Source organism: Pluralibacter gergoviae ATCC 33028 = NBRC 105706, assembly GCF_001598855.1.
GTDB classification, from domain to species: domain Bacteria; phylum Pseudomonadota; class Gammaproteobacteria; order Enterobacterales; family Enterobacteriaceae; genus Pluralibacter; species Pluralibacter gergoviae.
The window spans coordinates 1-25,834 of the sequence record NZ_BCZS01000029.1 but is presented as its reverse complement, the minus strand read 5'-3'; the positions used below and the strand labels follow the sequence as shown (position 1 = coordinate 25,834).

Genomic DNA, 25,834 nt, shown 5'->3' with positions numbered 1-25,834 from the left:
TACTTTCCTGCTGGACATTCATACAGTTCCCTCTATCCTGTGCCGATAAGCCGTCGATGCAGGAGGTAGGGTGGACATCTCTCTGATAATAAGCGCCGCCGTGGCGCTGCTGGTCGGAGCCGCGTTCGGCTGGCTGGCGACAAAATCCCACGCCGACAGGCTGCGGGCCGACTTTACCGAAGAGCGTCACGATCTGGAGATCGCGCTTAATACCGCCGAGCAGCAGCTGGCGCAGAACGGCCACTGGCGCGAGGAGTGCGACCTGCTGAATAACGAGCTGCGCAGCCTGCGGGAGATCAACACCTCCCTGGAGGCCGATCTGCGCGAGGTTACGACCCGCCTGGAGTCGACGCAGCTGCACGCGGAAGACAAGATCCGCCAGATGGTCAGCAGCGAGCAGCGCCTCTCCGAGCAGTTTGAAAACCTCGCCAACCGCATCTTTGAACAGAGTAATCGCCGGGTTGATGAGCAGAATCGCCAGAGCCTGCACGGCCTGCTGACGCCGCTGCGCGAGCAGCTCGACGGCTTTCGCCGCCAGGTGCAGGAGAGCTTCGGCCAGGAGGCGCGGGAGCGCCACACGCTGGCCCACGAAATTCGCAATCTCCAGCAGCTTAATGCGCAGATGGCCCAGGAGGCCGTTAACCTGACCAAAGCCCTGAAAGGTGACAATAAAACCCAGGGCAACTGGGGCGAGGTGGTGCTGACCCGGGTGCTGGAAGCCTCCGGCCTGCGCGAAGGCCACGAATACCAGACCCAGGTCAGCATTGAAACCGACGCCCGCTCGCGGATGCAGCCGGACGTCATCGTCCGCCTGCCGCAGGGGAAAGACGTGGTGATTGACGCCAAGATGACCCTCGTGGCCTACGAGCGCTACTTCAACGCCGACGAGGAGTACGTACGCGAGGCCGCCCTGCAGGAGCATATCGCCTCGGTGCGCAACCACATTCGCCTGCTGGGACGCAAAGACTACCAGCAGCTGCCGGGCCTGCGGTCGCTGGACTACGTGCTGATGTTTATTCCGGTCGAGCCGGCGTTTCTGCTGGCCATCGACCGCCAGCCGGAGCTTATCACCGAGGCGCTGAAGAACAACATCATGCTGGTCAGCCCGACTACGCTGCTGGTGGCGCTGCGCACCATCGCTAACCTGTGGCGCTACGAGCACCAGAGCCGCAACGCCCAGCAGATAGCCGACAGGGCGAGCCGCCTGTACGACAAGATGCGCCTGTTCGTCGACGACATGAGCGCCGTCGGTCAGGGGCTGAATAAGGCCCAGGAGAGCTACCGTCAGGCGATGAAAAAGCTCGCCTCGGGCCGGGGCAACCTGCTGGCGCAGGCGGAGTCCTTTCGCGAGCTTGGCGTCGAGGTCAAGCGCGACATTAACCCGGAGCTGGTGGAGCAGGCTACTGCTCCGGAGTCCGACGCTATCGCCGAGGGGTCTGCAGAGGACCCGCAAAGCAGCGCTCAGCACGCTTGAACCATAGGGGAAACGGCCGCAGTCTGTTACACTCGGGGAACATTCGCGGAACAATTTTCAACAGGCGGGCTTGAGATGGCTGAAGATTCACAGGACACGACGCACTTTGGTTTCCAGACGGTAGCTAAAGCGCAGAAGGCGGACATGGTGGCGCATGTATTCCACTCTGTCGCCGCAAAATATGACGTAATGAACGACCTGATGTCGTTCGGCATTCATCGCTTATGGAAGCGCTTCACTATCGACTGCAGCGGCGTGCGTCGCGGTCAGAAGGTTCTGGATTTAGCGGGCGGCACCGGCGATCTGACGGCGAAGTTCTCGCGTCTGGTCGGTGAAACCGGGCAGGTCGTGCTGGCCGATATTAACGACTCAATGCTAAAAATGGGTCGCGAAAAGCTGCGCAATATCGGCGTGGTGGGCAACGTCGAGTACGTGCAGGCCAACGCTGAGGCCCTGCCGTTCCCGGATAACACCTTTGACTGTATCACCATCTCATTTGGCCTGCGCAACGTTACAGACAAAGATAAGGCCCTGCGCTCGATGTATCGCGTGCTCAAGCCCGGCGGACGCCTGCTGGTGCTGGAGTTTTCAAAGCCGATTATCGAGCCGCTGAGCAAGGCCTACGACGCCTACTCCTTCCACGTGCTGCCGCGCATCGGCGAGCTGGTGGCGAAAGATGCCGAAAGCTACCGCTATCTGGCGGAGTCTATCCGCATGCATCCGGGCCAGGAGACGCTGAAGGGCATGATGCAGGAGGCGGGCTTTGAGAACGTCGACTACTACAACCTGACGGCCGGCATCGTCGCCCTGCACCGCGGCTACAAGTTCTGACAGGAGTAAGGCATGCCTTTTCAACCTCTGCTGACCGCCGGCATTGAAGGCGCCCTCAACGCCTTCCTGTGGCGCAGCGGTGCGCTAAAGCCGGCGCGCCAGCGTCTGTTCGGCAAGGTGCTGCGCATCGAGCTGAAAGAGTTCTCCTCGCCGCTGGTGCTCGCCTTCAGCGAACGCCAGATCGATGTCCTGAGCGCGTGGGAAGACGAGGCGGACTGTACGGTCACGACTCGCCTGGGCGTGCTGCCCCAGCTGCGCAACCGCCAACAGCTCACGGCGCTGATCCGCAGCGGCGATCTTGAGGTGCAGGGAGACCTGCAGGTGGTGCAGAACCTGGTGGCGCTGATGGACCTGGCAGAGCTGGATCCCGCTGAACTACTCGCACCTTATACCGGCGATATCGTCGCCGAAGGCGTCAGTAAAACCCTGCGCGGCGGCGCGCATTTCCTGCTGCGCGGCTTTCAGCGCCAGCAGCGCTACGTTGCCGAAGCGCTCACCGAAGAGTGGCGCATGGCGCCCGGTCCGCTTGAGGTGGCCTGGTTTGCCGAAGAGAGCGCCGCCATTGCGCGTGACGTTGACGCGCTGGCCAGGCGACTGGAAAAACTGGAGGGCAAATGACGCCAGGAGAAATTCGGCGCCTCTACTTCATCGTCCACACCTTTCTGAGCTACGGGCTGGATGAGCTCATCCCCAAAATGCGCATCACGCTGCCGCTGCGACTCTGGCGGCGCATGCTGTTCTGGATGCCCAATCGCCACAAAGATAAAGAGCTTGGGCATCGCCTGCGCCTGGCGCTGCAGGAGCTTGGCCCGGTATGGATCAAATTTGGCCAGATGCTCTCCACCCGGCGCGATCTTTTCCCGCCGGTGATTGCCGATCAGCTGGCGATGCTGCAGGACCGCGTAGCCCCCTTTGACGGTCATCTGGCGAAGAAGCAGATCGAGCAGTCGATGGGCAACGTGCCGGTAGAAACCTGGTTCGACGATTTTGAGATTGAGCCGCTGGCTTCGGCCTCCATTGCCCAGGTGCACACCGCCAGGCTTAAAGACAGCGGCAAAGAGGTGGTGATCAAAGTGATCCGCCCGGACATTTTGCCGGTGATCAAGGCGGACATGAAGCTTATCTATCGCCTTGCCCGCTGGGTGCCGCGACTGCTGCCTGACGGCCGCCGCCTGCGCCCGCGCGAGGTGGTCCGCGAATATGAAAAGACCCTGCTCGACGAGCTGGACCTGCTGCGCGAGGCCGCCAACGGCATTCAGCTGCGGCGCAACTTCGAAAACAGCCCGATGCTCTACGTACCGGAGGTCTACTCCGACTACTGCAGCCAGAATATGCTGGTGATGGAGCGCATCTACGGCATTCCGGTGAACGACGTGGCCGCCCTTGAGCAGCAGAACACCAACATGAAGCTGCTCGCCGAGCGCGGCGTGCAGGTGTTTTTCACCCAGGTATTCCGCGACAGCTTCTTCCACGCCGATATGCACCCGGGCAATATCTTCGTCAGCCGCGAACACCCTGAGGATCCGCAGTATATCGGTATCGACTGCGGCATTGTCGGTTCGCTGAACAGAGAGGATAAGCGCTACCTGGCGGAAAACTTTATCGCCTTTTTCAATCGCGATTACCGCAAGGTGGCCGAGCTGCACGTGGACTCCGGCTGGGTGCCGGCAGACACCAACGTCGAGGAGTTTGAATTTGCTATCCGCACCGTCTGTGAGCCGATTTTTGAGAAGCCGCTGGCGGAGATCTCCTTTGGCCACGTGCTGCTTAACCTGTTTAACACCGCGCGGCGCTTTAATATGGAAGTCCAGCCGCAGCTTGTTTTGCTTCAGAAAACATTACTTTACGTTGAAGGTGTGGGCCGTCAGCTCTATCCTCAGTTAGACTTATGGAAAACGGCGAAGCCTTTCCTCGAATCCTGGATCAAAGATCAGGTCGGCATTCCGGCGCTGGTGCGTTCCCTGAAGGAAAAAGGGCCGTTCTGGGTAGAAAAGATGCCGGAAATCCCCGAACTGATTTATAACAGTTTGCGCCAGGGCAAGAGCCTGCAGAGCAGTATTGATAAAATCGCCCGCGAGCTGGAAACTTACCACGTGCGCCAGGGGCAGTCCCGCTACCTGTTCGGCGTAGGGGCGGTGCTGGTGCTGAGCGGTACGCTTCTGCTCATCAACCGGCCCGAGTGGGGATTCCATCCCGTCTGGCTGATGGGCGCAGGAGCGATAGCCTGGCTGGTCGGGTGGCGGAAAGGGCGCTGAATTTTGCGTTTGCTTACAGGTGCACATATTGTGCACTATCGGACTTCACTATCATCTGACACAGAGGAATATGTATGGGTGGTATCAGTATTTGGCAGCTGTTGATCGTTGTTCTCCTGGTGGTGCTGGTTTTTGGCACCAAAAAGCTGGGTTCGCTGGGCTCGGATTTAGGCGCGTCCATCAAAGGCTTTAAGAAGGCCATGGGCGATGATGACGACAAGAGCAAAAAAGACGCATCGGCGCAGGATGCTGATTTCGAACAGAAATCACTCGCTGAGAAGCAGGCTGAGGCCGCAAAAGACGATGCGAAGCGTCACGATAAAGAGCAGGTGTAATCCGTGTTTGATATTGGTTTCAGTGAACTGCTGCTGGTGTTCATTATCGGCCTCGTCGTCCTCGGGCCGAAGCGTTTGCCGGTTGCGGTAAAAACGGTGGTGGGCTGGATCCGGGCGATACGCTCGATGGCCACTACGGTGCAAAATGAGCTGGCGCAGGAGCTGAAGCTGCAGGAGTTTCAGGACAGCCTGAAAAAGGTCGAAAAGGCCAGCCTCAATAACCTGACGCCAGAGCTGAAGGAGTCAATGGACGAACTGCGCGAAGCCGCCGAGTCGATGAAGCGCTCTTACGTCCAGCACGACCCGGAGCGCGCCAGCGATGAGGCCAACACCATTCATAATCCGGTGGTGAAGGGCAGCGAGACGGCGCGTGAAGGCGTAACCCCGGTTAGCGCCGAACATCAGGCCAGCGCTGAACCGCAGGCGCCTGAGGCACCGGTAAATGCACGGCCGCAGGCGCCTGAAGCACCGGCCAACGTAGAGCCTGCCCCTGCGGCACCGGTTTCTGAATCCTCTCCCGCAACCAGCGATAAACCCCGGTCATGAGCGTAGAAGATACCCAGCCGCTGATTTCGCACCTGATAGAGCTGCGCAAGCGCCTCATCAACTGCATTATCGCGGTATTTGTCATTTTTCTGGCGTTGGTCTACTTCGCCAACGATATTTATCAGCTGGTTTCCCACCCGCTAATTAGCCAGATGCCTACCGGCGCAACGATGATTGCCACTGACGTGGCGTCGCCGTTCTTCACGCCGATTAAGCTGACCTTTATGGTCTCGGTGATCCTTTCGGCGCCGGTGATCCTCTATCAGGTGTGGGCCTTTATTGCCCCCGCGCTCTACAAGCACGAGCGTCGCCTGGTGGTGCCGCTGCTGGTCTCCAGCACGCTGCTTTTTTACATCGGCATGGCCTTCGCCTACTTCGTGGTCTTCCCGCTGGCGTTTGGCTTCCTGACCCACACGGCGCCCATTGGCGTGCAGGTCTCCACCGATATCCGCAGCTACCTCGACTTCGTGATGGCGCTGTTCATGGCCTTCGGCGTCTCCTTTGAGGTGCCGGTGGCTATCGTGCTGCTGTGCTGGGTCGGCGTCACCACGCCGGAAGATCTGCGTAAGAAGCGCCCCTACGTGCTGGTCGGCGCTTTCGTTGTCGGCATGCTGTTAACGCCGCCTGACATCTTCTCGCAGACGCTGCTCGCAATTCCGATGTACTGCCTGTTTGAGGTAGGGATCTTCTTCTCCCGCTTCTACACCGGCAAGCGGCGGACGCGCGACGAAGACGCCGCCGCCGAAGAGAGTGAATCAGCTGAATAATTGACCGCCCGCAAGGGCGGTTGTTCTATGGGGGACAGCATGTTTGATATCGGCGTTAACCTGACCAGTTCGCAGTTTGCCCGCGATCGCGATGAGGTGGTTGCCCGCGCCTTTGCGGCGGGCGTCAGCGGTCTGCTGATAACCGGCACCAATCAGGCAGAAAGCGAAGCCGCCGCCGAACTGGCGCAGCGCTATGACAGCTGCTGGGCAACGGCGGGCGTGCATCCCCACGACGCCAGCAGCTGGACGTCGGAGGTGGCGGAGGCCGTCAGGCGGCTGGCGGCGCGGCCGGAAGTGGTGGCAATCGGCGAGTGCGGCCTTGATTTCAACCGCAACTACTCCACGCCGCAGGCGCAGGAGCAGGCCTTCAGCGCCCAGCTGGCGCTGGCCGCGGAACTGAACCTGCCGGTCTTTCTCCACTGCCGCGATGCCCACCAACGCTTTATTGCGCTGCTGGCGCCGTGGCTCGATAAGCTGCCCGGGGCGGTCGTACACTGCTTTACCGGCACGCGCGACGAACTGGAAGCGTGTCTGGCGCACGGCCTGTACATCGGCATTACCGGCTGGGTGTGCGACGAGCGGCGCGGCGTTGAGCTGCGCGAGCTGCTGCCGCTGATCCCGGCCGACAGGCTGCTGATTGAGACCGATGCGCCGTGGCTGCTGCCGCGCGACCTCACGCCGAAGCCCGCTTCCCGGCGCAATGAGCCCGCGCATTTGCCGCACATTGCCGGGCGCATTGCGCAGTGGCGCGCGGAAGACGCGGAAGCGCTGGCGAGGAGAACCGACGACAATGCGCGGCGGCTGTTCGGTATCGACTTTGGGGATTAGACCTTGCGAAACTCGGTGTTTTTGACGCTCTGCAGCACCTGCTTGTTGAGCAGCGTCAGCAGCAGCATTGAGCGCGCTTCGCCGTCCGGCTCGGTGAAGATGGCTTCCAGCCCTTCAAACGCGCCGTCGGTGATCACCACGCTGTCGCCGGAGTAGGGCGTATCGGGATCGGTGATATCTTCCGGCGTGCAGACCGAGAGCTGATGAATTACCTTCGAGGGCACGGTTGCGGGCAAATTGCCGAAGCGGACGAAATTGTTGACGCCGCGCGTCGCGCTGATGGTGGTGGTATGGATAATTTCCGGATCGAACTCAACGAACAGGTAATTGGGGAAAAGCGGCTCGCTGACGGTGGTTCGCTTTCCGCGGACGATTTTTTCCAGGGCGATAGTCGGCGCAAGACAGTTAACATCCTGGCGCTCAAGGTGTTCCATGGCCCGCTGAAGCTGACCGCGTTTGCAGTAAAGTAGATACCAGGCTTGCATAATCGCTCTTTCCATAATTCCTAAGAGATCATAGCAAAAGGCGGCGTGATAGCGAAAAGGATTATGCCTATTACTTTTTGGGGTTCACGCCAATTTAACAAAACTGCAGCATCCAACGGCGTAAAACCGTATAATGAGGCGCTTACACAGAGGCCATGACCGACCCGATGAAATATCATGATTTGCGCGACTTTCTGACACAGCTGGAACAGCAGGGCGAACTCAAGCGGATCTCCCTGCCGGTTGACCCCCACCTGGAAATTACCGAAATTGCCGATCGCACGCTGCGCGCGGGCGGCCCGGCGCTGCTGTTTGAAAACCCGAAGGGTTATGACATGCCGGTGCTGTGCAACCTGTTCGGCACGCCGCGGCGCGTGGCGCTGGGTATGGGCCAGGAGGACGTCAGCGCGCTGCGTGAAGTGGGTAAGCTGCTGGCGTTTTTGAAAGAGCCGGAGCCGCCGAAGGGCTTTCGCGATCTGTTTGACAAGCTGCCGCAGTTTAAGCAGGTGCTGAATATGCCGACTAAACGTCAGCGCAGCGCCCCCTGCCAGCAGAAGGTCATCAGCGGCGATGCCGTCGATTTAACGCAGATCCCTATCATGACCTGCTGGCCGGAAGATGCCGCGCCGCTGATCACCTGGGGGCTGACGGTGACCCGCGGCCCGCATAAGGAGCGGCAGAACCTCGGCATCTATCGCCAGCAGCGGATTGGCAAGAATAAGCTGATTATGCGCTGGCTCTCCCACCGCGGCGGGGCGCTGGATTTTCAGGAGTGGTGCGCGGCCCATCCCGGCGAGCGCTTCCCGGTCTCCGTGGCGCTGGGCGCCGATCCGGCGACCATCCTCGGCGCGGTGACGCCGGTGCCGGACACGCTCTCGGAATACGCCTTCGCCGGGCTGCTGCGCGGCACCAAAACCGAAGTGGTGAAGTGCCTCTCCAACGATCTGGAAGTCCCCGCCAGCGCGGAGATCGTGCTGGAGGGCTACATTGAGCCGGGCGAAACGGCGCCGGAAGGCCCGTACGGCGACCATACCGGCTACTACAACGAAGTCGACAGCTTCCCGGTCTTTACCGTCACCCACATTACCCGCCGGGAAGACGCTATCTACCACTCCACCTACACCGGCCGTCCGCCGGATGAGCCCGCCGTACTGGGCGTCGCGCTCAACGAAGTGTTCGTGCCTATCCTGCAGAAGCAGTTTCCGGAGATTGTCGACTTCTATCTGCCGCCGGAGGGCTGCTCCTACCGGCTGGCGGTGGTGACGATGAAGAAACAGTACGCCGGCCACGCCAAGCGCGTGATGATGGGCGTCTGGTCTTTCCTGCGGCAGTTTATGTACACCAAGTTCGTTATCGTCTGCGATGATGACGTCAACGCCCGCGACTGGAATGACGTAATCTGGGCGATCACTACCCGGATGGACCCCGCTCGTGATACGGTGTTGGTGGAGAATACGCCAATCGACTATCTGGACTTCGCGTCGCCGGTTTCCGGACTCGGCTCGAAAATGGGGCTGGATGCCACCAACAAATGGCCCGGCGAGACCCAGCGCGAGTGGGGCCGACCGATTAAAAAAGATCCCGCGGTGACGGCAAGAATTGACGCCATCTGGGATGAGCTGGCTATTTTTAGCGACGGTAAAAGCGCCTGACGCGCAGCCGTGTTTGCCTTTTAGACCCGACAGAGGGAGCGTATGACAACCTTAAGCTGTAAAGTCACTTCGGTAGATGCTATCACCGACACGGTATATCGCGTTCGTTTAGAGCCTGAAGCGGCGTTCACCTTCCGCGCAGGCCAGTACCTGATGGTGGTGATGGACGAGCGCGATAAGCGTCCGTTCTCCATGGCCTCTACGCCGGATGAGCAGCAGTTCATTGAGCTGCACATCGGCGCCTCTGAGCTGAATCTGTATGCGATGGCCGTGATGGACCGCATCCTGAAAGAGCGGCAAATCGTGGTCGATATGCCGCACGGCGAGGCCTGGCTGCGCGATGATTCAACCCGTCCGATGGTGCTGATCGCCGGTGGCACAGGCTTTTCGTACGTGCGCTCCATCCTGCTTGCCGCCCTGGCGCAGGACGCCAACCGCGATATCACCATCTACTGGGGCGGCCGGGAAGAGAAGCATCTCTACGATCTGGCCGAGCTGGAGGCGCTCTCCGTTACGCATCCTAATCTGCGCATCGAGCCGGTGGTTGAACAGCCGGAAGAGGGCTGGCGAGGCCGCAGCGGGACGGTGCTGACGGCCGTACTGCAGGACTACGGCACGCTGGCTGAACACGATATCTACATTGCCGGACGCTTCGAGATGGCTAAAATTGCCCGCGACCTGTTCTGCAACGAGCGCAATGCCCGCGAAGACAGGCTGTTCGGCGATGCGTTTGCGTTTATCTGATTAGGCTCATTTCCCGACATCAGCGCCGGCCCGCGGGCCGGCGCTTTGATTATCAGTAACCCGCCTCTTTTTGCACTTCATTTTTCAGCGGTCGCCCGCTCTGCTGGCGCACGATGTTTTCCATCAGCTGGCGGGCGACGACGACCGGCGGCGCCGTGGAGGCCATATGCGGCGTCACCACCACCTGCGGATGCCGCCACAGCCTGTCGTCGGCCGGCAGCGGCTCTTCGGGAAAGACGTCGAGCACGGCGCCCGCCAGGCGTCCGCTATCGAGGGCCTGCAGAATATCCTCTGCAATCATGTGCTCTCCGCGCCCGCAGTTGATGAGCCCGGCGCCGTCCGGCAGCTGCTCCAGCAGAGGCCTGGCGAGGATCCCGCGCGTCTGCGCGGTCAGCGGCAGGACGTTAATCACCGCATCAAGCGGCCGTAAAAAGGCGTTCAGCTCCGCCGCGCCCGCGCTGCACGCCACGCCTTCCAGCGTCTTTTGGCTGCGCGACCAGCCTGAAACCTGATAGCCCAGCGCCGCAAGCTGGGCTGCGATGTAGCTGCCGATGTCGCCCAGCCCCATCACCCCGACGCGAAAGTCGGCGGCGGCCCGCTGCGGGTATATTTTCCATTCGCACCGCTGCTGGTGCGCCCGGGCGCGGTCAAAATAGCGCTGAAACCAGAGCACGCCCCACAGCGCGTACTCAAACATGCCGTGGCGCAGGTTGCCGTCCGCCACCCGGCACAGCGGAATATCGCTGCGGAACAGGCTCTCCGGCAGATGATCGACGCCGGCTCCGGCGGCCATGATCAGCTTCAGGCCCGGCGTGCGCTGCAGCAGCGCCGGGTCGGGATACCAGCAGCAGGCATATGCCGCCCCGGCGGCGGCCGGGTGGCCGGGCAGCACAGCCCTGACGCCGGAGAATTGCGCCAGCGCGTGGCATAGCTCGTCCGCCACCGCGGCATCATTACAGTCCACGACTATCGTTAATTCGGCCATCGCGCCTCACTCCTGCCATGAAGTATCAATACGGTTCAGCCGCCGCAGCCACGCCTGCCAGACCTGCTGGCGCTCGTGCTCGACGCCCATCAGCTGTTCGCAGGCGTGCTGGCTGAGGTGCGGCGGGATCGTGCAAACCCCGCCGAGCGCCGCCAGCTGCGCCACCGCCAGCTGAATTTCACAGGCGCGATTGAGGTAGTACATGATGCAGAAGGCATCGGCCACGGTGCGGCCCACCGAGAGCAGGCCGTGGCTTTGCAGGATCAGGGCGATGTTGTCGCCCAGCGACCGCTGGATGCGCTCGCGTTCGTCGAGATCGAACGCTACGCCTTCATACGGGTGATAGCCGACGCGCTGGTAAAACTCGGTGCTGATCTGGTTAAGCTGCAGCAGTCCCTCTTCGCAGGCGGCTACCGCCATGCCGGGCAGCGTGTGGGTGTGGAGCACGCAGTGGGCATCCTCCCGGGCCATGTGGACCGCGCTGTGGATCGTGAACCCCGCCGAATTGGCCGGGGCGCTGCCCTCGACGACGTTCCCCTGCATATCGACGACGATCAGGTTGCTGGCGGTCACCTCATCGAACATCATGCCGAAGGGGTTAATCAGAAAGCGCGGTTCTCCGTCGCCGGGCAGGCGCGCGGAGAAGTGGGTGTAGAGCGTATCTTCCCAGCCAAACAGCGCCGCCAGACGGTAGGCGGCGGCCAGATCGAGACGTAGCTCACGTTCAGTAGCCATCAGGAGACTCCCATAAATTCACGAAGGCGGGTAAGCGACGGGGAGGTGATGTGGCTGCGGATCACCGCCGGCGCGGCGTCGCACTGGACAACGCCGTTTTCCATCATCACCACCCGGTCTGAGATAGAGAGGGCGAAGTCCATCTCGTGGGTGACGATAAGCATCGTCATCCCCTCTCTGGCAAGGGACTGGATCACTTTTAATACTTCGCTGACCAGCTCGGGATCGAGCGCCGAGGTGGGCTCATCAAACAGCATGATATCCGGCTTCAGCGCCAGGGCCCTGGCGATAGCGACGCGCTGCTGCTGGCCGCCGGAGAGCTGGCCGGGGTATTTGTGCGCGTGCGCCAGCAGGCCGACTCTGTCGAGCAGACTCAGCGCCAGCGCCTTTGCCGCAGGCCCGTCGAGCAGCCTATGGTAGCGCGGAGCGAGCATCACGTTATCGAGCACCGTGCGGTGCGGGAACAGGTTAAAACTCTGGAACACCATGCCGATGCGGCGCACGCCGGCGCGCATCTGCGGCCTATCAATAATGGCGCCGCCCTTGAGATAGTCTTCGCCATAGAGAATGATTTCGCCGCCGTCTATCTGTTCAAGGGCGTTGATGGTGCGGATAAGCGTGGTTTTCCCTGAACCAGAGGGGCCGATAATGCTCAGCACTTCGCCGTTTTCTATCCGCAGGTTAATGCCCTTCAGCACCTGATGCTGGCTCCAGCTTTTGCGGATATCGCGCAGATCGAGCGCCGGCGGGCTGCCGCTGGCGGTTTGCACGGCGGGCGTCAGCGGCGCGGCTGCCAGCGCCGGACGCAGCGCGGCACACTCGCTGTCGCTCAGGGTCTGCGGCGGCCTGCGCTGGATATCGAGACGGTTCTCCAGCCAGCGGAACAGCCAGGAGAAAACGGTCACGATGGCCACGTAATAAATCGCCACCGCCAGCAGCGTCTCCATCACCAGAAAGTTCTGCGCGTACAGGCGCTGGCCGGTGAGCAGCAACTCCGGGAGCGAAATCACCGACAGAATCGAGCTGAGCTTGATGATGGTGATGTATTCATTAATCAGCGTCGGCAGCGAGATGCGAAACGCCTGGGGAATAATGATTAAGCGCTGGATGCCGACAAAGCTCAGGCTCAGGGCGTGCCCGGCCTCGCTCTGCCCTTTAGCGACGGAGAGCAGGCCGCCGCGGTGGATCTCTGCCATATAGGCCGCTTCGGTGACGGTCATGGATACCAGTCCGGCGATAAACGGCACCCCCAGCAGCGGCTGGGTAGCCGGAAAAAGCTGGGGCAGATTGTAGACAAAAACCAGCAGCACCATCAGCGGGACGCTGCGAAAAAACCAGATATAGAGTTCGACGGGGATCCTCAGCCAGCGCGGGGCGGAGAGCTTCGCGCTGGCCAGAATAAAGCCGACAACCAGACCAATAAACCAGGAGAGTGTGCTGACGATAATCACCGTCAGACACGCCTGCCAGAATGCGCCAATGCTAAATAGCGAGAAAAAGTATCCCCAATCGAACGTCATAGCGACTCCTGCTAATTCTTGTATTAGTCGATGCTCTCTAAACCGTATTTCTTGATGAGCGCGGCATATTTTCCGTTCGTCTTCATCTCTGCGAGGGCGGCCTTAATGGCGTCAGCCAGCTCGCTGTTCCCTTTACGGATATAAATGCCCAGCGGCATCGGATAGACCAGCCGCGTGGAACTGATCGCCAGGCGACCGCGGCTTTTCTCGACAATCATTTTTGCCGCCGGCGCGATCTCTACCTGGGCATTAATGTTGCGGGAGATCAGCGCCTGAGAGACCTCCGGCGCGGTGGGGAACTCCTGGATACTGATGGCTGCCTTGCCGTTTTTCAGGCAGTAGTCGTCCGACAGCGCCTTCAGGCTGGCTACCCAGGAGGTTCCCTGCTGCAGGCCGACTTTCACGCCGCAGAGATCGTTTTCCGTTTTTGGCTGAATATCGCTGCCCTTCAGGGCAATAATCGACGCGCCGGAAAGCACGTAGGGGACGGCGTCGACCTGTTTAAGCCGCTCGGGCGTGATGTACATGCCGGAAATAACCGCATCGTACTTTTTACCGACGCCTAATATCAGGCTGGTAAATTTGGTATCAATCAGCTGCGGTTTGGCGTTCATGTGCGCGGCGATCAGCGCGGCAAAGTCCGGATCGAGACCGACAATATTGTTGCTGCTGTCATAGGACTCAAAAGGCGGGTAGGTGACCTCCATGCCGACTTTGAAGACGCCGGGCGTCAGCAGGGGCGCGGCGCCGGCGGCGGCGCTGACGCAGCCTGAAAGGGCGACCGCAAGCGCCGCGCGCCGCAGGATTTTATTGATTTTGCTTGTCATTATGCACTCTCCTCTTTGCCGGCGGCCTGCTGCTGCGCCTGCTTTTTTAAATGTCCGAAGGTATTGGTTCCGCGGGCGCGGGCCGGGAGCTGAAGCTCGCCGGTGGCGACTTTTTCGCGCAGGTAGCGGTAGGTCTGCAGCGCCTGGCTCCACATGTGCTCTCCGATGCTCAGCGCCTGATATTCGCTGGCTTCGCCAGCGCTCAGGAAGTGCGGCAGCGGGCGGATCAGGGTGTGGTAATCGCAGGCAAAAAACAGCGGGAAGGAGTAGCGCTCCTGCGGCACTTTGCGTACCCGGTGCGCGGTGGCGACAAAGGCGCCGGCGCTGAGCACTTCCAGCATATCGCCGATATTAATCACGAAAGCCTCTTCGCCGGCGGGGCCGCGCTGCGGTGGGGCGTCTATCCAGACGCTCTCTTCATTGAGCACCTCAAGGCCGGGCTGGTCGGCCAGCAGCAGCGTAAAGCACTCATAGTCGGTGTGCGCGCCAATGCCGGGGACATCTTCAGCGCTGGCGTCGAACGGATAGTGGATCAGGCGCAGCTTTGACGGTGGGCAGGTGACCATCGACTTGAAATAGCCCTCTGGCAGTCCCAGGGCCAGCGCGAAGGCGTCGAACAGGCGGTGCCCCAGGGCAAAAACCGCATCATAGTAGGCCATTACCCGGCTTTTAAATTCCGCCAGTTCCGGCCACTCGTTGGCGCCAATCAGCGGCGTATTCGCCAGTACGAAAGGGTGATCGTCCGGTGCCTGGAAGCCGATATCAAAGGCTTCTTTATGGTCGGGTCTGCCGGAGCCGTAGATCTCTTCGCCTTCGGGCACGTAGCCCTTGTGGCTTCGGGAGTGGCCGATGTAGTACGCCATCTTCTCTGCCATCGGCAGGGCAAAGAGGCTTTTCGCCGCCGCCCGCACGCCGTCAATCAGTTCCGGCGCCACGCCGTGCCCGGTGATATAAAAGAATCCCACTTCGCGCGAGGCGTTACCGATGGCATCGGCGACCGCCTGGCGGCTGGCGATGTCCGCGCTGGTCAGGCCGCTGACATCAATAGTGGGCAGTTCAGTAAATGCGCTCTTAACTCGGATCATTGCGGTTTTCCTCTCCTGATTGCGATGAAAACTGGTCAAAATGCAGCGCTTCCTGCCGCGCCATCCAGGCGTTCAGCGACCACAGATCGGCAACGGGAACGTTGGTAAACGGCAGATGATGCAGGTAGCCGTCGGGACCGAACTCCGGCGTCAGCGTGGTCTGCCGGTAGCCGCGCTCTCGCTGCGACTGCCAGATTTGCTGCCAAAACTGCTGTTGAAACGCCAGGGCCGCCCGATATTCCGGCGCCGCCGGATGGGGCACCTGCGGCCCCTGGTCATAGCCGACCCGCGCCTGAATATGGTGGACGCGATCGATAAAGGGGCTGAAGTCGTCGCAGGGATCGTTCAGCAGGCGTTCGCTCACCAGGATCCAGTGGCTGATGTCGGCGGTGAAGCGCAGCTGCGGAAGCTGGGCAATGATTTCCAGCGTCAGCCACGGGCTGTAGAGCGACGTGGCGCGATGAGTTTCAAAACTGCAGATAAGCCCGTACTGCTGGGCCAGTTCGTGCGCCCGGCCGAGGAAGTCAACCTGCTGCGCCAGCGGCCAGCGGTCATTGCCTGCCAGCAGATTGACGAAGCGAGGATTGAGTTTTTTCGCCGCCTCAAACCGCTCGCGCAGGCGCGCCAGGTGCTGTTCCGGCATTTCGCGCTGGGCGGGGATCACGCCGCCGCCGCTAAACACGATGGCGATATACTCCAGCGCAGACGTCTGCAGGCGGCGCGCCAGATCCTGCTGCTCTTCAACGGTGTGCGGCACGCGGGCCTCAATGCCGCAGCAGCCGGCCTCCCGCAGCTCGCTGACCGTCTGCGTCCAGGGCGCAGTGACGCCCCACAGGGTGCGAAAAAGCTTCAGTTCCATCGCCGGATCCCTATTCGTATTTCACGCCCGGCAGCACGCAGAGCATTTCGTACAGCAGGTTGGCCGCCAGCTGGGAGGTATTGCCGCTGATATCGTAGGGCGGTGAGACTTCCACCAGGTCGCAGCCAATCAGGTTCAGTCCCCGGCAGCCGCGCACCACTTCCAGCGCCTGTACGGAGGTCAGGCCGCCGACTTCCGGCGTGCCGGTGCCCGGCGCCCAGACCGGATCGAGGCTGTCGATATCGAAGCTGAGGTAAACCGGCCCGTCGCCCATTTGCGCGCGGACTTCCGCCATCAGCGGCGCCAGCGATCTGTGCCAGCACTGCTCCGCCTGCACCAGGCGAAAGCCCTGGTCAACGCCCCACTGGAAGTCGCCGGCGGCATAGCCCTGCGCGCGCTGGCCTATCTGCACGACGCGCCTGAGATCCAGCAGGCCCTCTTCCACCGCGCGGCGGAAGGTAGTGCCGTGGGCGATCTTTTCGCCGAACATCTCGTCGTTAGTGTCGGTGTGGGCGTCAACGTGAATGAGTCCCACCGGGCCATGTTTTTTGGTCAGCGCCCGCAGCACGGGCAGGGTCAGGGTGTGATCGCCCCCGAGGGTCAGGGGAATGAGCGGGAAACTATTCAATCGGGTGTAGTAATCTTCGATGATCTGCACCGATTTAAGCAGGCTGTAGGTATTGATCGGCACATCGCCGATGTCGGCCACCGAGAGGGAATCAAACGGCGCCGCGCCCGTTGCCATATTGTAAGGGCGGATCATCACCGATTCGGCGCGGATATGGCGCGGCCCGTAGCGGGTTCCGGCGCGCTGTGAGGTGCCCACGTCTAATGGAATACCGACAAAGGCGGCATCAAGACCCTGTAAATCTTCAATAAAAGGCAGGCGCATCATCGTTGCGCGTCCGGCAAAGCGCGGCATCTCATTGCCGCCCTGCGGCTGGTGAAAGACGGTATCCATCGCGGCTCCTGAATCATATGAACAAACTCGACAGGAGGGAGTGTGTGAAAATTGCGCTGGACTTTAAATCGCCTTCTGCAAATACTCAGTTCATCTATTAGTGAACTAAACGCCATGCTTAACGATTCCAGCCTCAACATCCGCCAGCTGCAGATCTTCGAAGCGGTCGCCCGCCTGGAGAGCTACGGCCGCGCCCAGCAGGAGCTCGGCATCTCTGTGTCGGCGATCAGCAATGCCATGTCGCAGCTGGAGGGGCAGCTGGGGTTTGTGCTCTGCCAGCGCGGGCGGGGCGGCTTCTTCCTGACCGAGAAGGGGCAGCAGTTTTTACAGCAGACGATCCGCGTGCTGAGCGAACTCAACGAGCTTGAGCGCCAGTCGGCGCTGCTCAAGGGCGAGCACAGCGGCACGATCTGTATCTCGACCCTCGACTCCATCGAAACGGAAACCGCCCTGTCGCTGCCGGTGGTGCTGCGCAGCTTCAGCGACAAGTTTCCTAACGTCCACATCAAGCTGATTATCCGCACGCCCAGCGAGCAGCTGCACGGCGTGCTGAATAACCAGATCGACCTCGCCATCGGCAGCTATAACTCCCGGGTGCATAACATCATTAATGAGCCGCTCTACCGCGAGCAGCACTGGCTCTACTGCAGCGATCTGCATCCGCTGTTTTTCAGCCGCCAGCTGGATAAAGATCAGATCAGCCAGCGCCCGCTGGTGACGCGCAGCTACTGGAACACCAGCGATCTGCGCCGCCGGGGCTTTAATAAAGGCAGCGCGACCGTAGAGACGGTGGATGCCCAGCTGTTGCTGATCCTTTCCGGGAAGTACATTGGCTATCTGCCGGAGCACTACGCCTGGCCGTGGATCAGGGAGAACCGCCTGCGGGTGCTGCTGCCTAACGAGTTTGGTTTTCAGTCGCCGTTTTCGGCGATTTGCAGGCGCGGGCGAAGCAACGAGCCTTACCTGAAAGCGCTGCGCGATTTGCTGAAGAAGAATACGGTGGCGAGGCCGAAGTGGACGTTTTGAGGGAGAAGAAGTAAAAAACCCGCCCCTGACAGGCGGGAAGAACGGCAACTAAATTTTTCCCCGTCGCCCTTCGCGCTGTCTCTTTGTTGGCTGCCTTCGCTCACCCCGGTCACATAGTTAACTATGCTCCCGGGGATTCGCTCAGTTGCCGCCGCGATACAGCGCAAATGGCTTAGGGGAAATATTCTTTCACTTAAACTCGCTCAAACACCGTCGCGATGCCCTGGCCCAGTCCGATGCACATGGTTGCCAGGCCAAGCTGGGCGTCTTTGCGCTCCATCAGGTTCAGCAGGGTGGTGCTGATGCGGGTGCCGGAGCAGCCGAGCGGGTGGCCCAGCGCAATGGCGCCGCCGTTGAGGTTGATCTTCTCGTCGATCTGCTCCATCAGGCCGAGATCCTTAATGCACGGCAGGATCTGCGCGGCAAAGGCCTCGTTCATCTCAAACAGATCGATGTCGCTGGCGGCGAGTCCGGCCTTCTTCAGCGCCAGCTTCGAGGCCGGCACCGGGCCGTAGCCCATGATTGACGGATCGCAGCCGACCACCGCCATCGAGCGGATGCGGGCGCGCGGCGTCAGGCCCAGTTCGCGGGCGCGGCTTTCGCTCATCACCAGCATCGCCGACGCGCCGTCGGAGAGGGCAGAGGAGGTGCCCGCTGTCACCGTGCCGGTGACCGGATCGAAGGCCGGACGCAGGGTTGAAAGCGCTTCAACCGTGGTTTCCGGACGGATCACTTCATCGTAGTTAAACTGCTTCAGCACGCCGTCGGCATCGTGACCGCCGGTGGGGATGATTTCATTCTTAAAGGCGCCTGACTGCGTGGCGGCCCAGGCCCGGGCGTGAGAGCGGGCGGCAAACTGGTCCTGCATCTCGCGGCTGATGCCGTGCAGGCGGGAGAGCATCTCCGCCGTCAGGCCCATCATGCCCGCGGCTTTCGCCACGTTGCGGCTCAGGCCCGGATGAAAATCGACGCCGTGGGTCATCGGCACGTGGCCCATGTGCTCCACGCCGCCGACGATGCAGGTCTGCGCATCGCCGGTCATGATCATGCGGGCGGCGTCGTGCAGGGCCTGCATCGACGAGCCGCACAGGCGGTTGACGGTGACTGCCGGCACAGAGTGCGGAATTTCCGCCAGCAGCGCGGCGTTGCGGGCGATGTTAAAGCCCTGCTCCAGGGTCTGCTGCACGCAGCCCCAGTAGATGTCGTCGACGGCGGTCGGATCCAGCGCCGGGTTGCGCGACAGCAGACTGCGCATCAGGTGGGCGGAGAGATCCTCCGCGCGCACGTTGCGGAAGGCGCCGCCCTTTGAACGGCCCATCGGGGTACGAACTGCATCGACAATGACAACCTGTTCCATTGTGACTCCTTAAGCCGTTTTCAGCTCGCCCACCGGACGGGCGGGCGCAACCGGGGGATAGTATGCGTCGTTGTGGCGCGCTTTTTCGCGCAGGCCTTCCGGCACCGCGTACAGCGGGCCGAGCTGCTGGTACTGCTGGGCCATGTCGAGATACTTCGCGCTGCCGAGGGTATCCAGCCAGCGGAACGCGCCGCCGTGGAACGGCGGGAAGCCGAGGCCGTAGACCAGCGCCATGTCCGCCTCTGCCGGGCTGGCAATAATGCCCTCTTCCAGGCAGCGCACCACTTCGTTGACCATCGGGATCATCATGCGGGCGATAATCTCTTCTTCGCTGAAGTCGCGCTTCGGCTGACTGACTTCAGCCAGCAGGCTATCCACTGCCGGGTCTTCTTCTTTCTTCGGCTTACCCTTGCTGTCCTGGGTATATTTCCAGAAGCCGAGGCCGTTTTTCTGCCCGAAGCGGCTGGCGTCGAACAGGGCGTCCACGGCATCGCGGTAATCTTTCTGCATCCGCTGCGGGAAGCCCGCCGCCATCACCGCCTGCGCGTGGTGGGCGGTATCGATACCGACCACGTCCAGCAGATAGGCCGGGCCCATCGGCCAGCCGAACACCTTCTCCATCACCTTATCGACCTTGCGGAAGTCCGCGCCGTCGCGCAGCAGCTGGCTGAAGCCGGCGAAGTAGGGGAACAGCACGCGGTTGACGAAGAAGCCCGGACAGTCGTTAACCACGATCGGGGTTTTGCCCATTTTGCTGGCCCAGGCCACCACTTTGGCAACGGTCTCATCCGAGGTTTTCTCGCCGCGAATGACTTCAACCAGCGGCATTCGGTGTACCGGGTTGAAGAAGTGCATACCGCAGAAGTTTTCCGGGCGCTTGAGGACGCTCGCCAGCTCGCCGATCGGAATGGTCGAGGTATTCGACGCCAGCACGGTATCCGGGCGGACCTTCTCTTCGGTCTCGGCCAGTACCGCTTTCTTCACCTTCGGGTTTTCGACCACCGCCTCAACCACCACGTCAACGCGGTCGAAGCCGCTGTATTCGAGGGTGGGCTGAATGGTAGAGATAACGCCCGCCAGCTTCAGGCCGTCAATTTTGCCGCGCTCCAGCTGCTTGTTGAGCAGCTTGGCCGCTTCATTCATGCCGAGCGTCAGGGATTTATCATTGATATCCTTCATGATCACCGGCACGCCTTTCCAGGCGGACTGGTAAGCGATGCCGCCGCCCATGATCCCGGCCCCGAGTACGGCGGCCTGCTTCGGCGTATCGACATTTTTGGTCAGCTTTTTCGCCTGGCCCTTCACAAACTGGTCGTTAAGGAAGATGCCGACCAGCGCGCGGGCTTCTTTAGAGTGGGCCAGCGGCACAAAGCTCTGGTTCTCCAGCTTCAGCGCCTCGTCGCGACCCAGACGGGCGGCGGCCTCAATGGTTTTCACGGCGGTGATTGGCGCCGGGTAGTGCTTGCCCGCTGTCTGCATCACCATGCCTTTGGCGATGGTGAAGCTCATGGAGGCTTCAATTTTGCTGAGCTTAAGGGGTTCCAGCTTCGGCTGGCGTTTGACTTTCCAGTCCAGCGCGCCGTCGATAGCCTGGCGCAGGATAGCGATGGCGCCGTCGCGCAGTTTCTCCGGCTTGACCACGCCGTCCACCAGGCCAAGCTTCAGCGCCTGGTCGGCGCCGACGTCTTTCCCGGCGGCAATGATCTCCAGCGCGCTGTCGGCGCCGAGCAGGCGCGGCAGTCGCACCGAACCGCCGAAGCCCGGCATGATGCCGAGTTTAGTTTCCGGCAGGCCGATGCGCAGATCCGGCGTTGCCAGCCGATAGTCGGTGGCCAGCACGCATTCGCAGCCGCCGCCCAGCGCGTAGCCGTTTACGGCGGCAACGGTCGGGACCGGCAGATCTTCGAGACGATTAAAAACGCTATTGGCAAACGATAGCCACTGGCTGAGCTGCTCCTGGGGAACCTGGAACAGGCCGAGGAATTCGGTGATATCCGCGCCGACGATAAACGCCGCTTTTTCTGAACGCAGGAGCAGGCCCTTAAGGTCCTGTTGTTTTTCGAGGACGTCCAGCGCCTGGCCGAGGCTGGCTACGGTTGCGGTATCTAATTTATTGACCGAGCCGGGGGCATCGAACACCAGTTCGGCAATGCCATCTTCCAGCCAGTTGAGGTACAGGGTGTCGCCTTTGTAGAGCATGTCAGTCTCCTGAATCCAGCAAAGTGATCTGGTCGTACCAGATGAGACGGATTGTGGATTTTATGTTAATAAAATGCAAATTACTGTTTAAGGAAATGCCGCCTGGATCACGCTCGGCGGAAATAAGCTGCCCGGATGACGATGTGCTAAGATGCGGGGTTCATGGTCAAAAAACAGAAGGGTAAAAGATGGAATCTCTGGCCGCACTCTATAAAAATCATATTGCTACGCTGCAGGAGCGCGCAAAGAACGCGCTGGATCGCTATAAGCTTGATGCGCTGCTGATCCACTCCGGCGAGCTGATGAACGTCTTCCTCGACGATCACGCCTATCCGTTCAAAGTGAACCCGCAGTTTAAGGCCTGGGTGCCGGTCACCCAGGTGCCGAACTGCTGGCTGCTGGTGGACGGCGTCAATAAGCCGAAGCTGTGGTTCTATCTGCCGGTTGATTACTGGCACAACGTTGAACCGCTGCCGTCCTCCTTCTGGACTGAAGAGGTTGAGGTTATCGCGCTGCCGAAGGCCGACGGCATCGGCAGCCAGCTGCCCGCCGCGCGCGGCAATATTGCCTATATCGGGCCGGTTCCGGAGCGGGCGCTAGGCCTGGAGATTGCGGCCAGCAACATTAACCCGAAGGGCGTTATCGACTACCTGCACTTTTACCGTTCATACAAGACCGATTACGAGCTGGCCTGTATGCGCGAAGCGCAGAAGATGGCGGTCAACGGCCATCAGGCGGCGGGCGAGGCCTTTATGTCCGGCATGAGCGAGTTCGATATCAACCTCGCCTACCTGACGGCCACCGGCCATCGCGATATCGACGTTCCCTACGGCAATATTGTGGCGCTCAATGAACACGCCGCCGTGCTGCACTACACCAAACTCGATCACCGCGCGCCCGCCGAGATGCGCAGCTTCCTGCTTGACGCCGGGGCGGAGTACAACGGCTATGCCGCCGATCTGACCCGCACCTGGGCGGCGAATCCCGACAGCGATTACGGTCAGCTGGTCAAGGACGTCAATACCGAGCAGCTGGCGCTGATCGATACGCTAAAGGCGGGCGTCAGCTACGTCGATTACCACATCCAGTTCCATCAGCGCATTGCGAAACTGCTGCGCAAGCATCAGATCCTCACCGACATGAGCGAAGAGGCGATGGTAGAGAACGACCTTACCGGACCCTTTATGCCGCACGGTCTCGGCCATCCGCTGGGCCTGCAGGTGCACGATGTGGCGGGCTTTATGCAGGATGATAGCGGGACTCATCTGGCCGCGCCGTCGAAATATCCCTATCTGCGCTGCACCCGCGTACTGGCGCCGGGCATGGTGCTGACCATTGAGCCGGGGATCTACTTTATCGAGTCGCTGCTGGCGCCGTGGCGCGAAGGGCAGTTCAGCAAGCACTTCAACTGGCAGAAAATTGAGGCGCTGAAGCCGTTTGGCGGTATCCGCATTGAAGATAATGTGGTTATCCACGACGGCAGCATCGAAAACATGACCCGGGCGCTCAAGCTCGCCTGATGGAGAGCTGGCTCATCCCCGCCGCGCCGGTGAGCGTGACGGAAGAGATCAAAAAAAGCCGCTTCATCACGCTGCTGGCGCATACCGACGGCGTGGAGGCGGCGAAAGCGTTCGTCGCCGCGGTCAGGGCGGAACATCCGGATGCCCGCCACCACTGCGTGGCGTGGGTGGCCGGCGCGCCGGACGATTCGCAGCAGCTCGGCTTTTCCGATGACGGCGAGCCGGCGGGCACCGCCGGTAAACCGATGCTGGCCCAGCTGATGGGCAGCGGCATCGGGGAGATAACGGCGGTGGTGGTACGCTACTACGGCGGCGTGCTGCTGGGCACCGGCGGACTGGTGAAGGCCTACGGCGGCGGCGTCCATCAGGCGCTGGCCGCGCTGACCACCGAGCGCAAGACGCCGCTAATCGAATATACTTTGCAGTGTGAATACGGACAGCTGGCGGGCGTTGAAAGTCTGCTCGCGCAGTTCGCCGGCAAAATTATCAGCAGTGAATATCAGGCCGCCGTCGATCTTAAAGTGGCGCTTCCGCAGGCTGAACTGGCGGCCTTTTCGACAAAACTGGCGGATTTTAGTCGTGGTTCGTTGCAATTGCGCAGGATTGACGAATAATCCCCGGTTTGTGTTTGCTTATCAAAGGAAGCGGCAGAGATGCATTTTCGTGCCATAACCCGCATTGTCGGACTGCTGGTGATCCTGTTTTCCGGGACCATGATTGTACCTGGGCTGGTAGCCCTGATTTACCGCGACGGTGCCGGCCGGGCGTTCACGCAAACCTTTTTTGTTGCGCTGGCGATTGGCTCCCTGCTGTGGTGGCCAAACCGCAGAGAGAAAGGCGAGCTCAAGTCGCGCGAAGGCTTTCTGATCGTGGTGCTGTTCTGGACCGTGCTGGGCAGCGTAGCGGCGCTGCCGTTTATCTTTGCTGAACAGCCCCATCTGACGATCACCGACGCCTTTTTCGAATCCTTCTCCGGCCTGACCACCACCGGGGCGACGACGCTGGTGGGTCTCGACTCGCTGCCGCACGCCATCCTCTTTTACCGCCAGATGCTGCAGTGGTTCGGCGGGATGGGGATCATTGTGCTGGCGGTGGCGATACTGCCTATCCTCGGCGTCGGGGGGATGCAGCTCTACCGGGCGGAGATGCCCGGTCCGCTGAAAGACAATAAGATGCGCCCGCGCATTGCCGAAACGGCGAAAACCCTCTGGCTGATCTACGTCCTGCTCACCGTGGCCTGCGCGCTGGCGCTGTGGTTTGCCGGGATGCCGGCGTTCGACGCCATCGGCCACAGCTTTGCGACGATCTCCATCGGCGGCTTTTCCACGCACGATGCCAGCGTAGGCTACTTCGACAGTCCGACCATCAACACCATTATTGCTATCTTCCTGCTGATCTCCGGCTGTAACTACGGTCTGCACTTTTCGTTATTAAGCGGCCGCAGCCTGAAGGTGTACGGGCGCGATCCGGAGTTCCGCATGTTTATCGGCGTGCAGCTGACGCTGGTGTTCATCTGCACGCTGGTGCTGTGGTTCCACGATGTTTACAGTTCGGCGCTGACTACCCTCAACCAGGCGTTCTTCCAGGTGGTGTCGATGGCGACTACAGCGGGATTCACCACCGACAGTATCGCCCGCTGGCCGCTGTTCCTGCCGGTACTGCTGCTGTTCTCGGCGTTTATCGGCGGCTGCGCCGGGTCAACCGGCGGCGGCCTGAAGGTCATTCGCATCCTGCTGCTGTTTAAGCAGGGTAACCGCGAGCTGAAGCGCCTCGTCCATCCCAACGCGGTATACAGCATTAAGCTCGGCAACCGCGCGCTGCCGGAGCGCATTCTCGAAGCGGTGTGGGGCTTTTTCTCCGCCTACGCGCTGGTGTTTATTATCAGTATGCTGGCAATTATCGCCACCGGCGTCGATGACTTCTCCGCCTTCGCCTCCGTGGTGGCAACCCTCAACAACCTCGGTCCGGGGCTGGGCGTTGTTGCAGATAACTTCGCCAGCATGAATCCGGTAGCGAAATGGATCCTGATTGCTAATATGCTGTTTGGCCGCCTGGAAGTGTTTACGCTGCTGGTGCTGTTCACCCCTACTTTCTGGCGCGAATAACGGGAGCATTTGTGAAAGTATTAATTCTTTTCTCTACGCGGGACGGGCAGACGCGGGAGATTGCGGCGGCGATGGCGACCGAGCTAAAAGAGCAGGGGCTGGATGCCGATGCGGTGAATCTGCACCGCGCGGAGGAGATCCGCTGGCAGAACTACAGTGCGGTGGTGATTGGTGCCTCTATTCGCTACGGGCATTTTCATCCGGCGCTTGAACGCTTTATTAAGAAGCATCTGCAGGCCCTTAAGCAGCTGCCGGGCGCGTTCTATTCCGTCAACCTGGTGGCCCGCAAGCCGGAGAAGCGCACGCCGCAGACCAACAACTACACCCGCAAGTTCCTGCTTAACTCGCCGTGGCAGCCGGAGCTGAGCGCCGTCTTTGCCGGCGCGCTGCGCTACCCGCGCTACCGCTGGTACGATCGGATGATGATCCGCCTGATTATGAAGATGACCGGCGGTGAGACTGATGTCAGTAAAGAGGTTGTCTACACCGACTGGCAGCAGGTGGCGAATTATGCCCATGAAATCGCTCAGCTTGTGCGCAAAAAGCGGTCAAAACAGGCGTAATGACGTTAATTTGAGCGAACGATAAATTATTTGAAATTTATGCTTGTCACTTCCGGAGAACTCCCTATAATGCGCCACCACTGACACGGAACAACGGCAAACACGCCGCCGGGTCAGCAGGGTTTCTCCGGAAATTCTGCCAGAGAAAAGCGAAAATAATTGCTTGACTCTGAAT

The 25,834-nt window shown here is 60.8% G+C and carries 25 protein-coding genes; 15 read left to right on the top strand and 10 right to left on the bottom strand.

From position 1 onward, the window contains the following. Positions 1–70 precede the first annotated feature (70 nt). The 8 genes from rmuC (at position 71) to tatD (ending at position 7,036) form a co-directional block, all read left to right on the top strand. Positions 71–1,474 (top strand): DNA recombination protein RmuC, encoded by a 1,404-nt coding sequence (rmuC, locus tag ENGE1_RS21080; RefSeq protein ID WP_048254843.1) that lies wholly within the window; start codon positions 71–73, stop codon positions 1,472–1,474. A 75-nt stretch (positions 1,475–1,549) separates the two neighbouring features. Next, positions 1,550–2,305, top strand: a complete 756-nt coding sequence (ubiE, locus tag ENGE1_RS21075; RefSeq protein WP_043081601.1) for a bifunctional demethylmenaquinone methyltransferase/2-methoxy-6-polyprenyl-1,4-benzoquinol methylase UbiE — start codon at positions 1,550–1,552, stop codon at positions 2,303–2,305. A 12-nt stretch (positions 2,306–2,317) separates the two neighbouring features. Further along, a complete protein-coding gene (gene ubiJ / locus ENGE1_RS21070; protein ID WP_045289365.1) occupies positions 2,318–2,923 on the top strand; it encodes a ubiquinone biosynthesis protein UbiJ in 606 nt (201 codons plus the stop codon). Next, complete coding sequence (gene ubiB / locus ENGE1_RS21065) at positions 2,920–4,560, top strand: ubiquinone biosynthesis regulatory protein kinase UbiB (protein ID WP_048254845.1); 1,641 nt, start codon at positions 2,920–2,922, stop codon at positions 4,558–4,560. The genes ubiJ and ubiB overlap by 4 nt, the downstream gene beginning before the upstream one ends. Positions 4,561–4,634: 74 nt before the next feature. Further along, on the top strand, positions 4,635–4,895 hold the full coding sequence (gene tatA, locus ENGE1_RS21060; RefSeq protein ID WP_043081604.1) for a Sec-independent protein translocase subunit TatA: 261 nt from the start codon (positions 4,635–4,637) through the stop codon (positions 4,893–4,895). 3 nt (positions 4,896–4,898) lie between these two features. Continuing rightward, positions 4,899–5,441: a Sec-independent protein translocase protein TatB gene (gene tatB, locus ENGE1_RS21055; RefSeq protein ID WP_048254847.1), complete on the top strand. Its 543-nt coding sequence runs from the start codon at positions 4,899–4,901 to the stop codon at positions 5,439–5,441. Further along, positions 5,438–6,208, top strand: a complete 771-nt coding sequence (tatC, locus tag ENGE1_RS21050) for a Sec-independent protein translocase subunit TatC (protein ID WP_043081606.1) — start codon at positions 5,438–5,440, stop codon at positions 6,206–6,208. The genes tatB and tatC overlap by 4 nt, the downstream gene beginning before the upstream one ends. A gap of 39 nt (positions 6,209–6,247) precedes the next feature. Further along, the gene (gene tatD, locus ENGE1_RS21045; protein ID WP_048254849.1) at positions 6,248–7,036 is read left to right on the top strand and encodes a 3'-5' ssDNA/RNA exonuclease TatD; all 789 of its coding nucleotides are present in this window, start codon (positions 6,248–6,250) and stop codon (positions 7,034–7,036) included. Here tatD and rfaH read toward each other — a convergent pair. Beyond that, positions 7,033–7,521 carry a transcription/translation regulatory transformer protein RfaH gene (gene rfaH / locus ENGE1_RS21040; RefSeq protein ID WP_043081608.1) on the bottom strand — a complete coding sequence of 163 codons (489 nt, stop codon included), beginning with the start codon at positions 7,519–7,521 and terminating at the stop codon, positions 7,033–7,035. The two genes, tatD and rfaH, sit on opposite strands and share 4 nt — an antisense overlap. A gap of 155 nt (positions 7,522–7,676) precedes the next feature. On the opposite strand from rfaH, the gene ubiD reads away from it, so the two are divergent. Together ubiD and fre are read left to right on the top strand one after the other, a co-directional pair. Then, positions 7,677–9,173: a 4-hydroxy-3-polyprenylbenzoate decarboxylase gene (gene ubiD / locus ENGE1_RS21035; RefSeq protein ID WP_371320919.1), complete on the top strand. Its 1,497-nt coding sequence runs from the start codon at positions 7,677–7,679 to the stop codon at positions 9,171–9,173. A 42-nt stretch (positions 9,174–9,215) separates the two neighbouring features. Further along, positions 9,216–9,917 carry an NAD(P)H-flavin reductase gene (gene fre / locus ENGE1_RS21030; protein WP_043081609.1) on the top strand — a complete coding sequence of 234 codons (702 nt, stop codon included), beginning with the start codon at positions 9,216–9,218 and terminating at the stop codon, positions 9,915–9,917. Between the two features lie 52 nt (positions 9,918–9,969). Here fre and ENGE1_RS21025 read toward each other — a convergent pair whose 3' ends face one another. From ENGE1_RS21025 to speB, 7 genes are read right to left on the bottom strand one after another with little or no spacing between them, the layout of a single operon-like run. Continuing rightward, positions 9,970–10,902: a 2-hydroxyacid dehydrogenase gene (locus tag ENGE1_RS21025; RefSeq protein ID WP_043081610.1), complete on the bottom strand. Its 933-nt coding sequence runs from the start codon at positions 10,900–10,902 to the stop codon at positions 9,970–9,972. A 6-nt stretch (positions 10,903–10,908) separates the two neighbouring features. Next, entirely contained in the window at positions 10,909–11,637 is a 729-nt protein-coding gene (locus ENGE1_RS21020) for a class II aldolase/adducin family protein (RefSeq protein WP_043081611.1), read from the bottom strand. Continuing rightward, positions 11,637–13,157, bottom strand: coding sequence for an amino acid ABC transporter permease/ATP-binding protein (locus ENGE1_RS21015; protein WP_048254853.1), 1,521 nt, complete (start codon positions 13,155–13,157; stop codon positions 11,637–11,639). The genes ENGE1_RS21020 and ENGE1_RS21015 overlap by 1 nt, the downstream gene beginning before the upstream one ends. 23 nt (positions 13,158–13,180) lie before the next feature. Then, the gene (locus ENGE1_RS21010; RefSeq protein ID WP_048254855.1) at positions 13,181–13,984 is read right to left on the bottom strand and encodes an ABC transporter substrate-binding protein; all 804 of its coding nucleotides are present in this window, start codon (positions 13,982–13,984) and stop codon (positions 13,181–13,183) included. Then, positions 13,984–15,069, bottom strand: coding sequence for an isopenicillin N synthase family dioxygenase (locus ENGE1_RS21005; RefSeq protein WP_048254857.1), 1,086 nt, complete (start codon positions 15,067–15,069; stop codon positions 13,984–13,986). Before ENGE1_RS21005 ends, ENGE1_RS21010 begins: the two co-directional genes overlap by 1 nt. Further along, on the bottom strand, positions 15,056–15,928 hold the full coding sequence (locus ENGE1_RS21000; protein ID WP_048254859.1) for a sugar phosphate isomerase/epimerase family protein: 873 nt from the start codon (positions 15,926–15,928) through the stop codon (positions 15,056–15,058). Before ENGE1_RS21000 ends, ENGE1_RS21005 begins: the two co-directional genes overlap by 14 nt. A 10-nt stretch (positions 15,929–15,938) precedes the next feature. Continuing rightward, a complete protein-coding gene (gene speB / locus ENGE1_RS20995; RefSeq protein WP_045289353.1) occupies positions 15,939–16,889 on the bottom strand; it encodes an agmatinase in 951 nt (316 codons plus the stop codon). A 114-nt stretch (positions 16,890–17,003) separates the two neighbouring features. Between speB and ENGE1_RS20990 the strand changes: the two genes are divergently transcribed. Then, a complete protein-coding gene (locus ENGE1_RS20990) occupies positions 17,004–17,915 on the top strand; it encodes a LysR family transcriptional regulator (protein ID WP_043081616.1) in 912 nt (303 codons plus the stop codon). A gap of 193 nt (positions 17,916–18,108) precedes the next feature. Here the strand turns inward: ENGE1_RS20990 and fadA are convergent, their stop codons facing one another. Together fadA and fadB are read right to left on the bottom strand one after the other, a co-directional pair. Beyond that, the gene (fadA, locus tag ENGE1_RS20985) at positions 18,109–19,272 is read right to left on the bottom strand and encodes an acetyl-CoA C-acyltransferase FadA (RefSeq protein WP_043081617.1); all 1,164 of its coding nucleotides are present in this window, start codon (positions 19,270–19,272) and stop codon (positions 18,109–18,111) included. 9 nt (positions 19,273–19,281) lie between these two features. After that, positions 19,282–21,471, bottom strand: a complete 2,190-nt coding sequence (fadB, locus tag ENGE1_RS20980; protein ID WP_048254860.1) for a fatty acid oxidation complex subunit alpha FadB — start codon at positions 21,469–21,471, stop codon at positions 19,282–19,284. Between the two features lie 188 nt (positions 21,472–21,659). Between fadB and pepQ the strand changes: the two genes are divergently transcribed. The 4 genes from pepQ to hemG are packed head-to-tail and all read left to right on the top strand — an operon-like array spanning position 21,660 to position 25,659. Further along, positions 21,660–22,991 carry a Xaa-Pro dipeptidase gene (gene pepQ, locus ENGE1_RS20975; protein WP_045291463.1) on the top strand — a complete coding sequence of 444 codons (1,332 nt, stop codon included), beginning with the start codon at positions 21,660–21,662 and terminating at the stop codon, positions 22,989–22,991. Further along, positions 22,991–23,605: an IMPACT family protein gene (locus tag ENGE1_RS20970; protein WP_043081620.1), complete on the top strand. Its 615-nt coding sequence runs from the start codon at positions 22,991–22,993 to the stop codon at positions 23,603–23,605. Before pepQ ends, ENGE1_RS20970 begins: the two co-directional genes overlap by 1 nt. Positions 23,606–23,644: 39 nt before the next feature. After that, the gene (trkH, locus tag ENGE1_RS20965; protein WP_043081621.1) at positions 23,645–25,096 is read left to right on the top strand and encodes a Trk system potassium transporter TrkH; all 1,452 of its coding nucleotides are present in this window, start codon (positions 23,645–23,647) and stop codon (positions 25,094–25,096) included. Positions 25,097–25,107: 11 nt separating this feature from the next. Next, complete coding sequence (hemG, locus tag ENGE1_RS20960; protein WP_043081622.1) at positions 25,108–25,659, top strand: menaquinone-dependent protoporphyrinogen IX dehydrogenase; 552 nt, start codon at positions 25,108–25,110, stop codon at positions 25,657–25,659. Positions 25,660–25,834: the final 175 nt, after the last annotated feature.

What these genes read in the sequence shown, in the direction of transcription:
- ubiE (WP_043081601.1), top strand. Translation starts at nt 1,550, where the DNA reads ATGGCTGAAGATTCACAGGACACGACGCACTTTGGTTTCCAGACGGTA.
- ubiJ (WP_045289365.1), top strand. Translation starts at nt 2,318, where the DNA reads ATGCCTTTTCAACCTCTGCTGACCGCCGGCATTGAAGGCGCCCTCAAC.
- ubiB (WP_048254845.1), top strand. Translation starts at nt 2,920, where the DNA reads ATGACGCCAGGAGAAATTCGGCGCCTCTACTTCATCGTCCACACCTTT.
- tatA (WP_043081604.1), top strand. Translation starts at nt 4,635, where the DNA reads ATGGGTGGTATCAGTATTTGGCAGCTGTTGATCGTTGTTCTCCTGGTG.
- tatC (WP_043081606.1), top strand. Translation starts at nt 5,438, where the DNA reads ATGAGCGTAGAAGATACCCAGCCGCTGATTTCGCACCTGATAGAGCTG.
- tatD (WP_048254849.1), top strand. Translation starts at nt 6,248, where the DNA reads ATGTTTGATATCGGCGTTAACCTGACCAGTTCGCAGTTTGCCCGCGAT.
- rfaH (WP_043081608.1), bottom strand. Translation starts at nt 7,521, where the DNA reads ATGCAAGCCTGGTATCTACTTTACTGCAAACGCGGTCAGCTTCAGCGG.
- ubiD (WP_371320919.1), top strand. Translation starts at nt 7,677, where the DNA reads ATGACCGACCCGATGAAATATCATGATTTGCGCGACTTTCTGACACAG.
- fre (WP_043081609.1), top strand. Translation starts at nt 9,216, where the DNA reads ATGACAACCTTAAGCTGTAAAGTCACTTCGGTAGATGCTATCACCGAC.
- ENGE1_RS21025 (WP_043081610.1), bottom strand. Translation starts at nt 10,902, where the DNA reads ATGGCCGAATTAACGATAGTCGTGGACTGTAATGATGCCGCGGTGGCG.
- ENGE1_RS21020 (WP_043081611.1), bottom strand. Translation starts at nt 11,637, where the DNA reads ATGGCTACTGAACGTGAGCTACGTCTCGATCTGGCCGCCGCCTACCGT.
- ENGE1_RS21015 (WP_048254853.1), bottom strand. Translation starts at nt 13,157, where the DNA reads ATGACGTTCGATTGGGGATACTTTTTCTCGCTATTTAGCATTGGCGCA.
- ENGE1_RS21010 (WP_048254855.1), bottom strand. Translation starts at nt 13,984, where the DNA reads ATGACAAGCAAAATCAATAAAATCCTGCGGCGCGCGGCGCTTGCGGTC.
- ENGE1_RS21005 (WP_048254857.1), bottom strand. Translation starts at nt 15,069, where the DNA reads ATGATCCGAGTTAAGAGCGCATTTACTGAACTGCCCACTATTGATGTC.
- ENGE1_RS21000 (WP_048254859.1), bottom strand. Translation starts at nt 15,928, where the DNA reads ATGGAACTGAAGCTTTTTCGCACCCTGTGGGGCGTCACTGCGCCCTGG.
- speB (WP_045289353.1), bottom strand. Translation starts at nt 16,889, where the DNA reads ATGGATACCGTCTTTCACCAGCCGCAGGGCGGCAATGAGATGCCGCGC.
- ENGE1_RS20990 (WP_043081616.1), top strand. Translation starts at nt 17,004, where the DNA reads ATGCTTAACGATTCCAGCCTCAACATCCGCCAGCTGCAGATCTTCGAA.
- fadA (WP_043081617.1), bottom strand. Translation starts at nt 19,272, where the DNA reads ATGGAACAGGTTGTCATTGTCGATGCAGTTCGTACCCCGATGGGCCGT.
- fadB (WP_048254860.1), bottom strand. Translation starts at nt 21,471, where the DNA reads ATGCTCTACAAAGGCGACACCCTGTACCTCAACTGGCTGGAAGATGGC.
- pepQ (WP_045291463.1), top strand. Translation starts at nt 21,660, where the DNA reads ATGGAATCTCTGGCCGCACTCTATAAAAATCATATTGCTACGCTGCAG.
- ENGE1_RS20970 (WP_043081620.1), top strand. Translation starts at nt 22,991, where the DNA reads ATGGAGAGCTGGCTCATCCCCGCCGCGCCGGTGAGCGTGACGGAAGAG.
- trkH (WP_043081621.1), top strand. Translation starts at nt 23,645, where the DNA reads ATGCATTTTCGTGCCATAACCCGCATTGTCGGACTGCTGGTGATCCTG.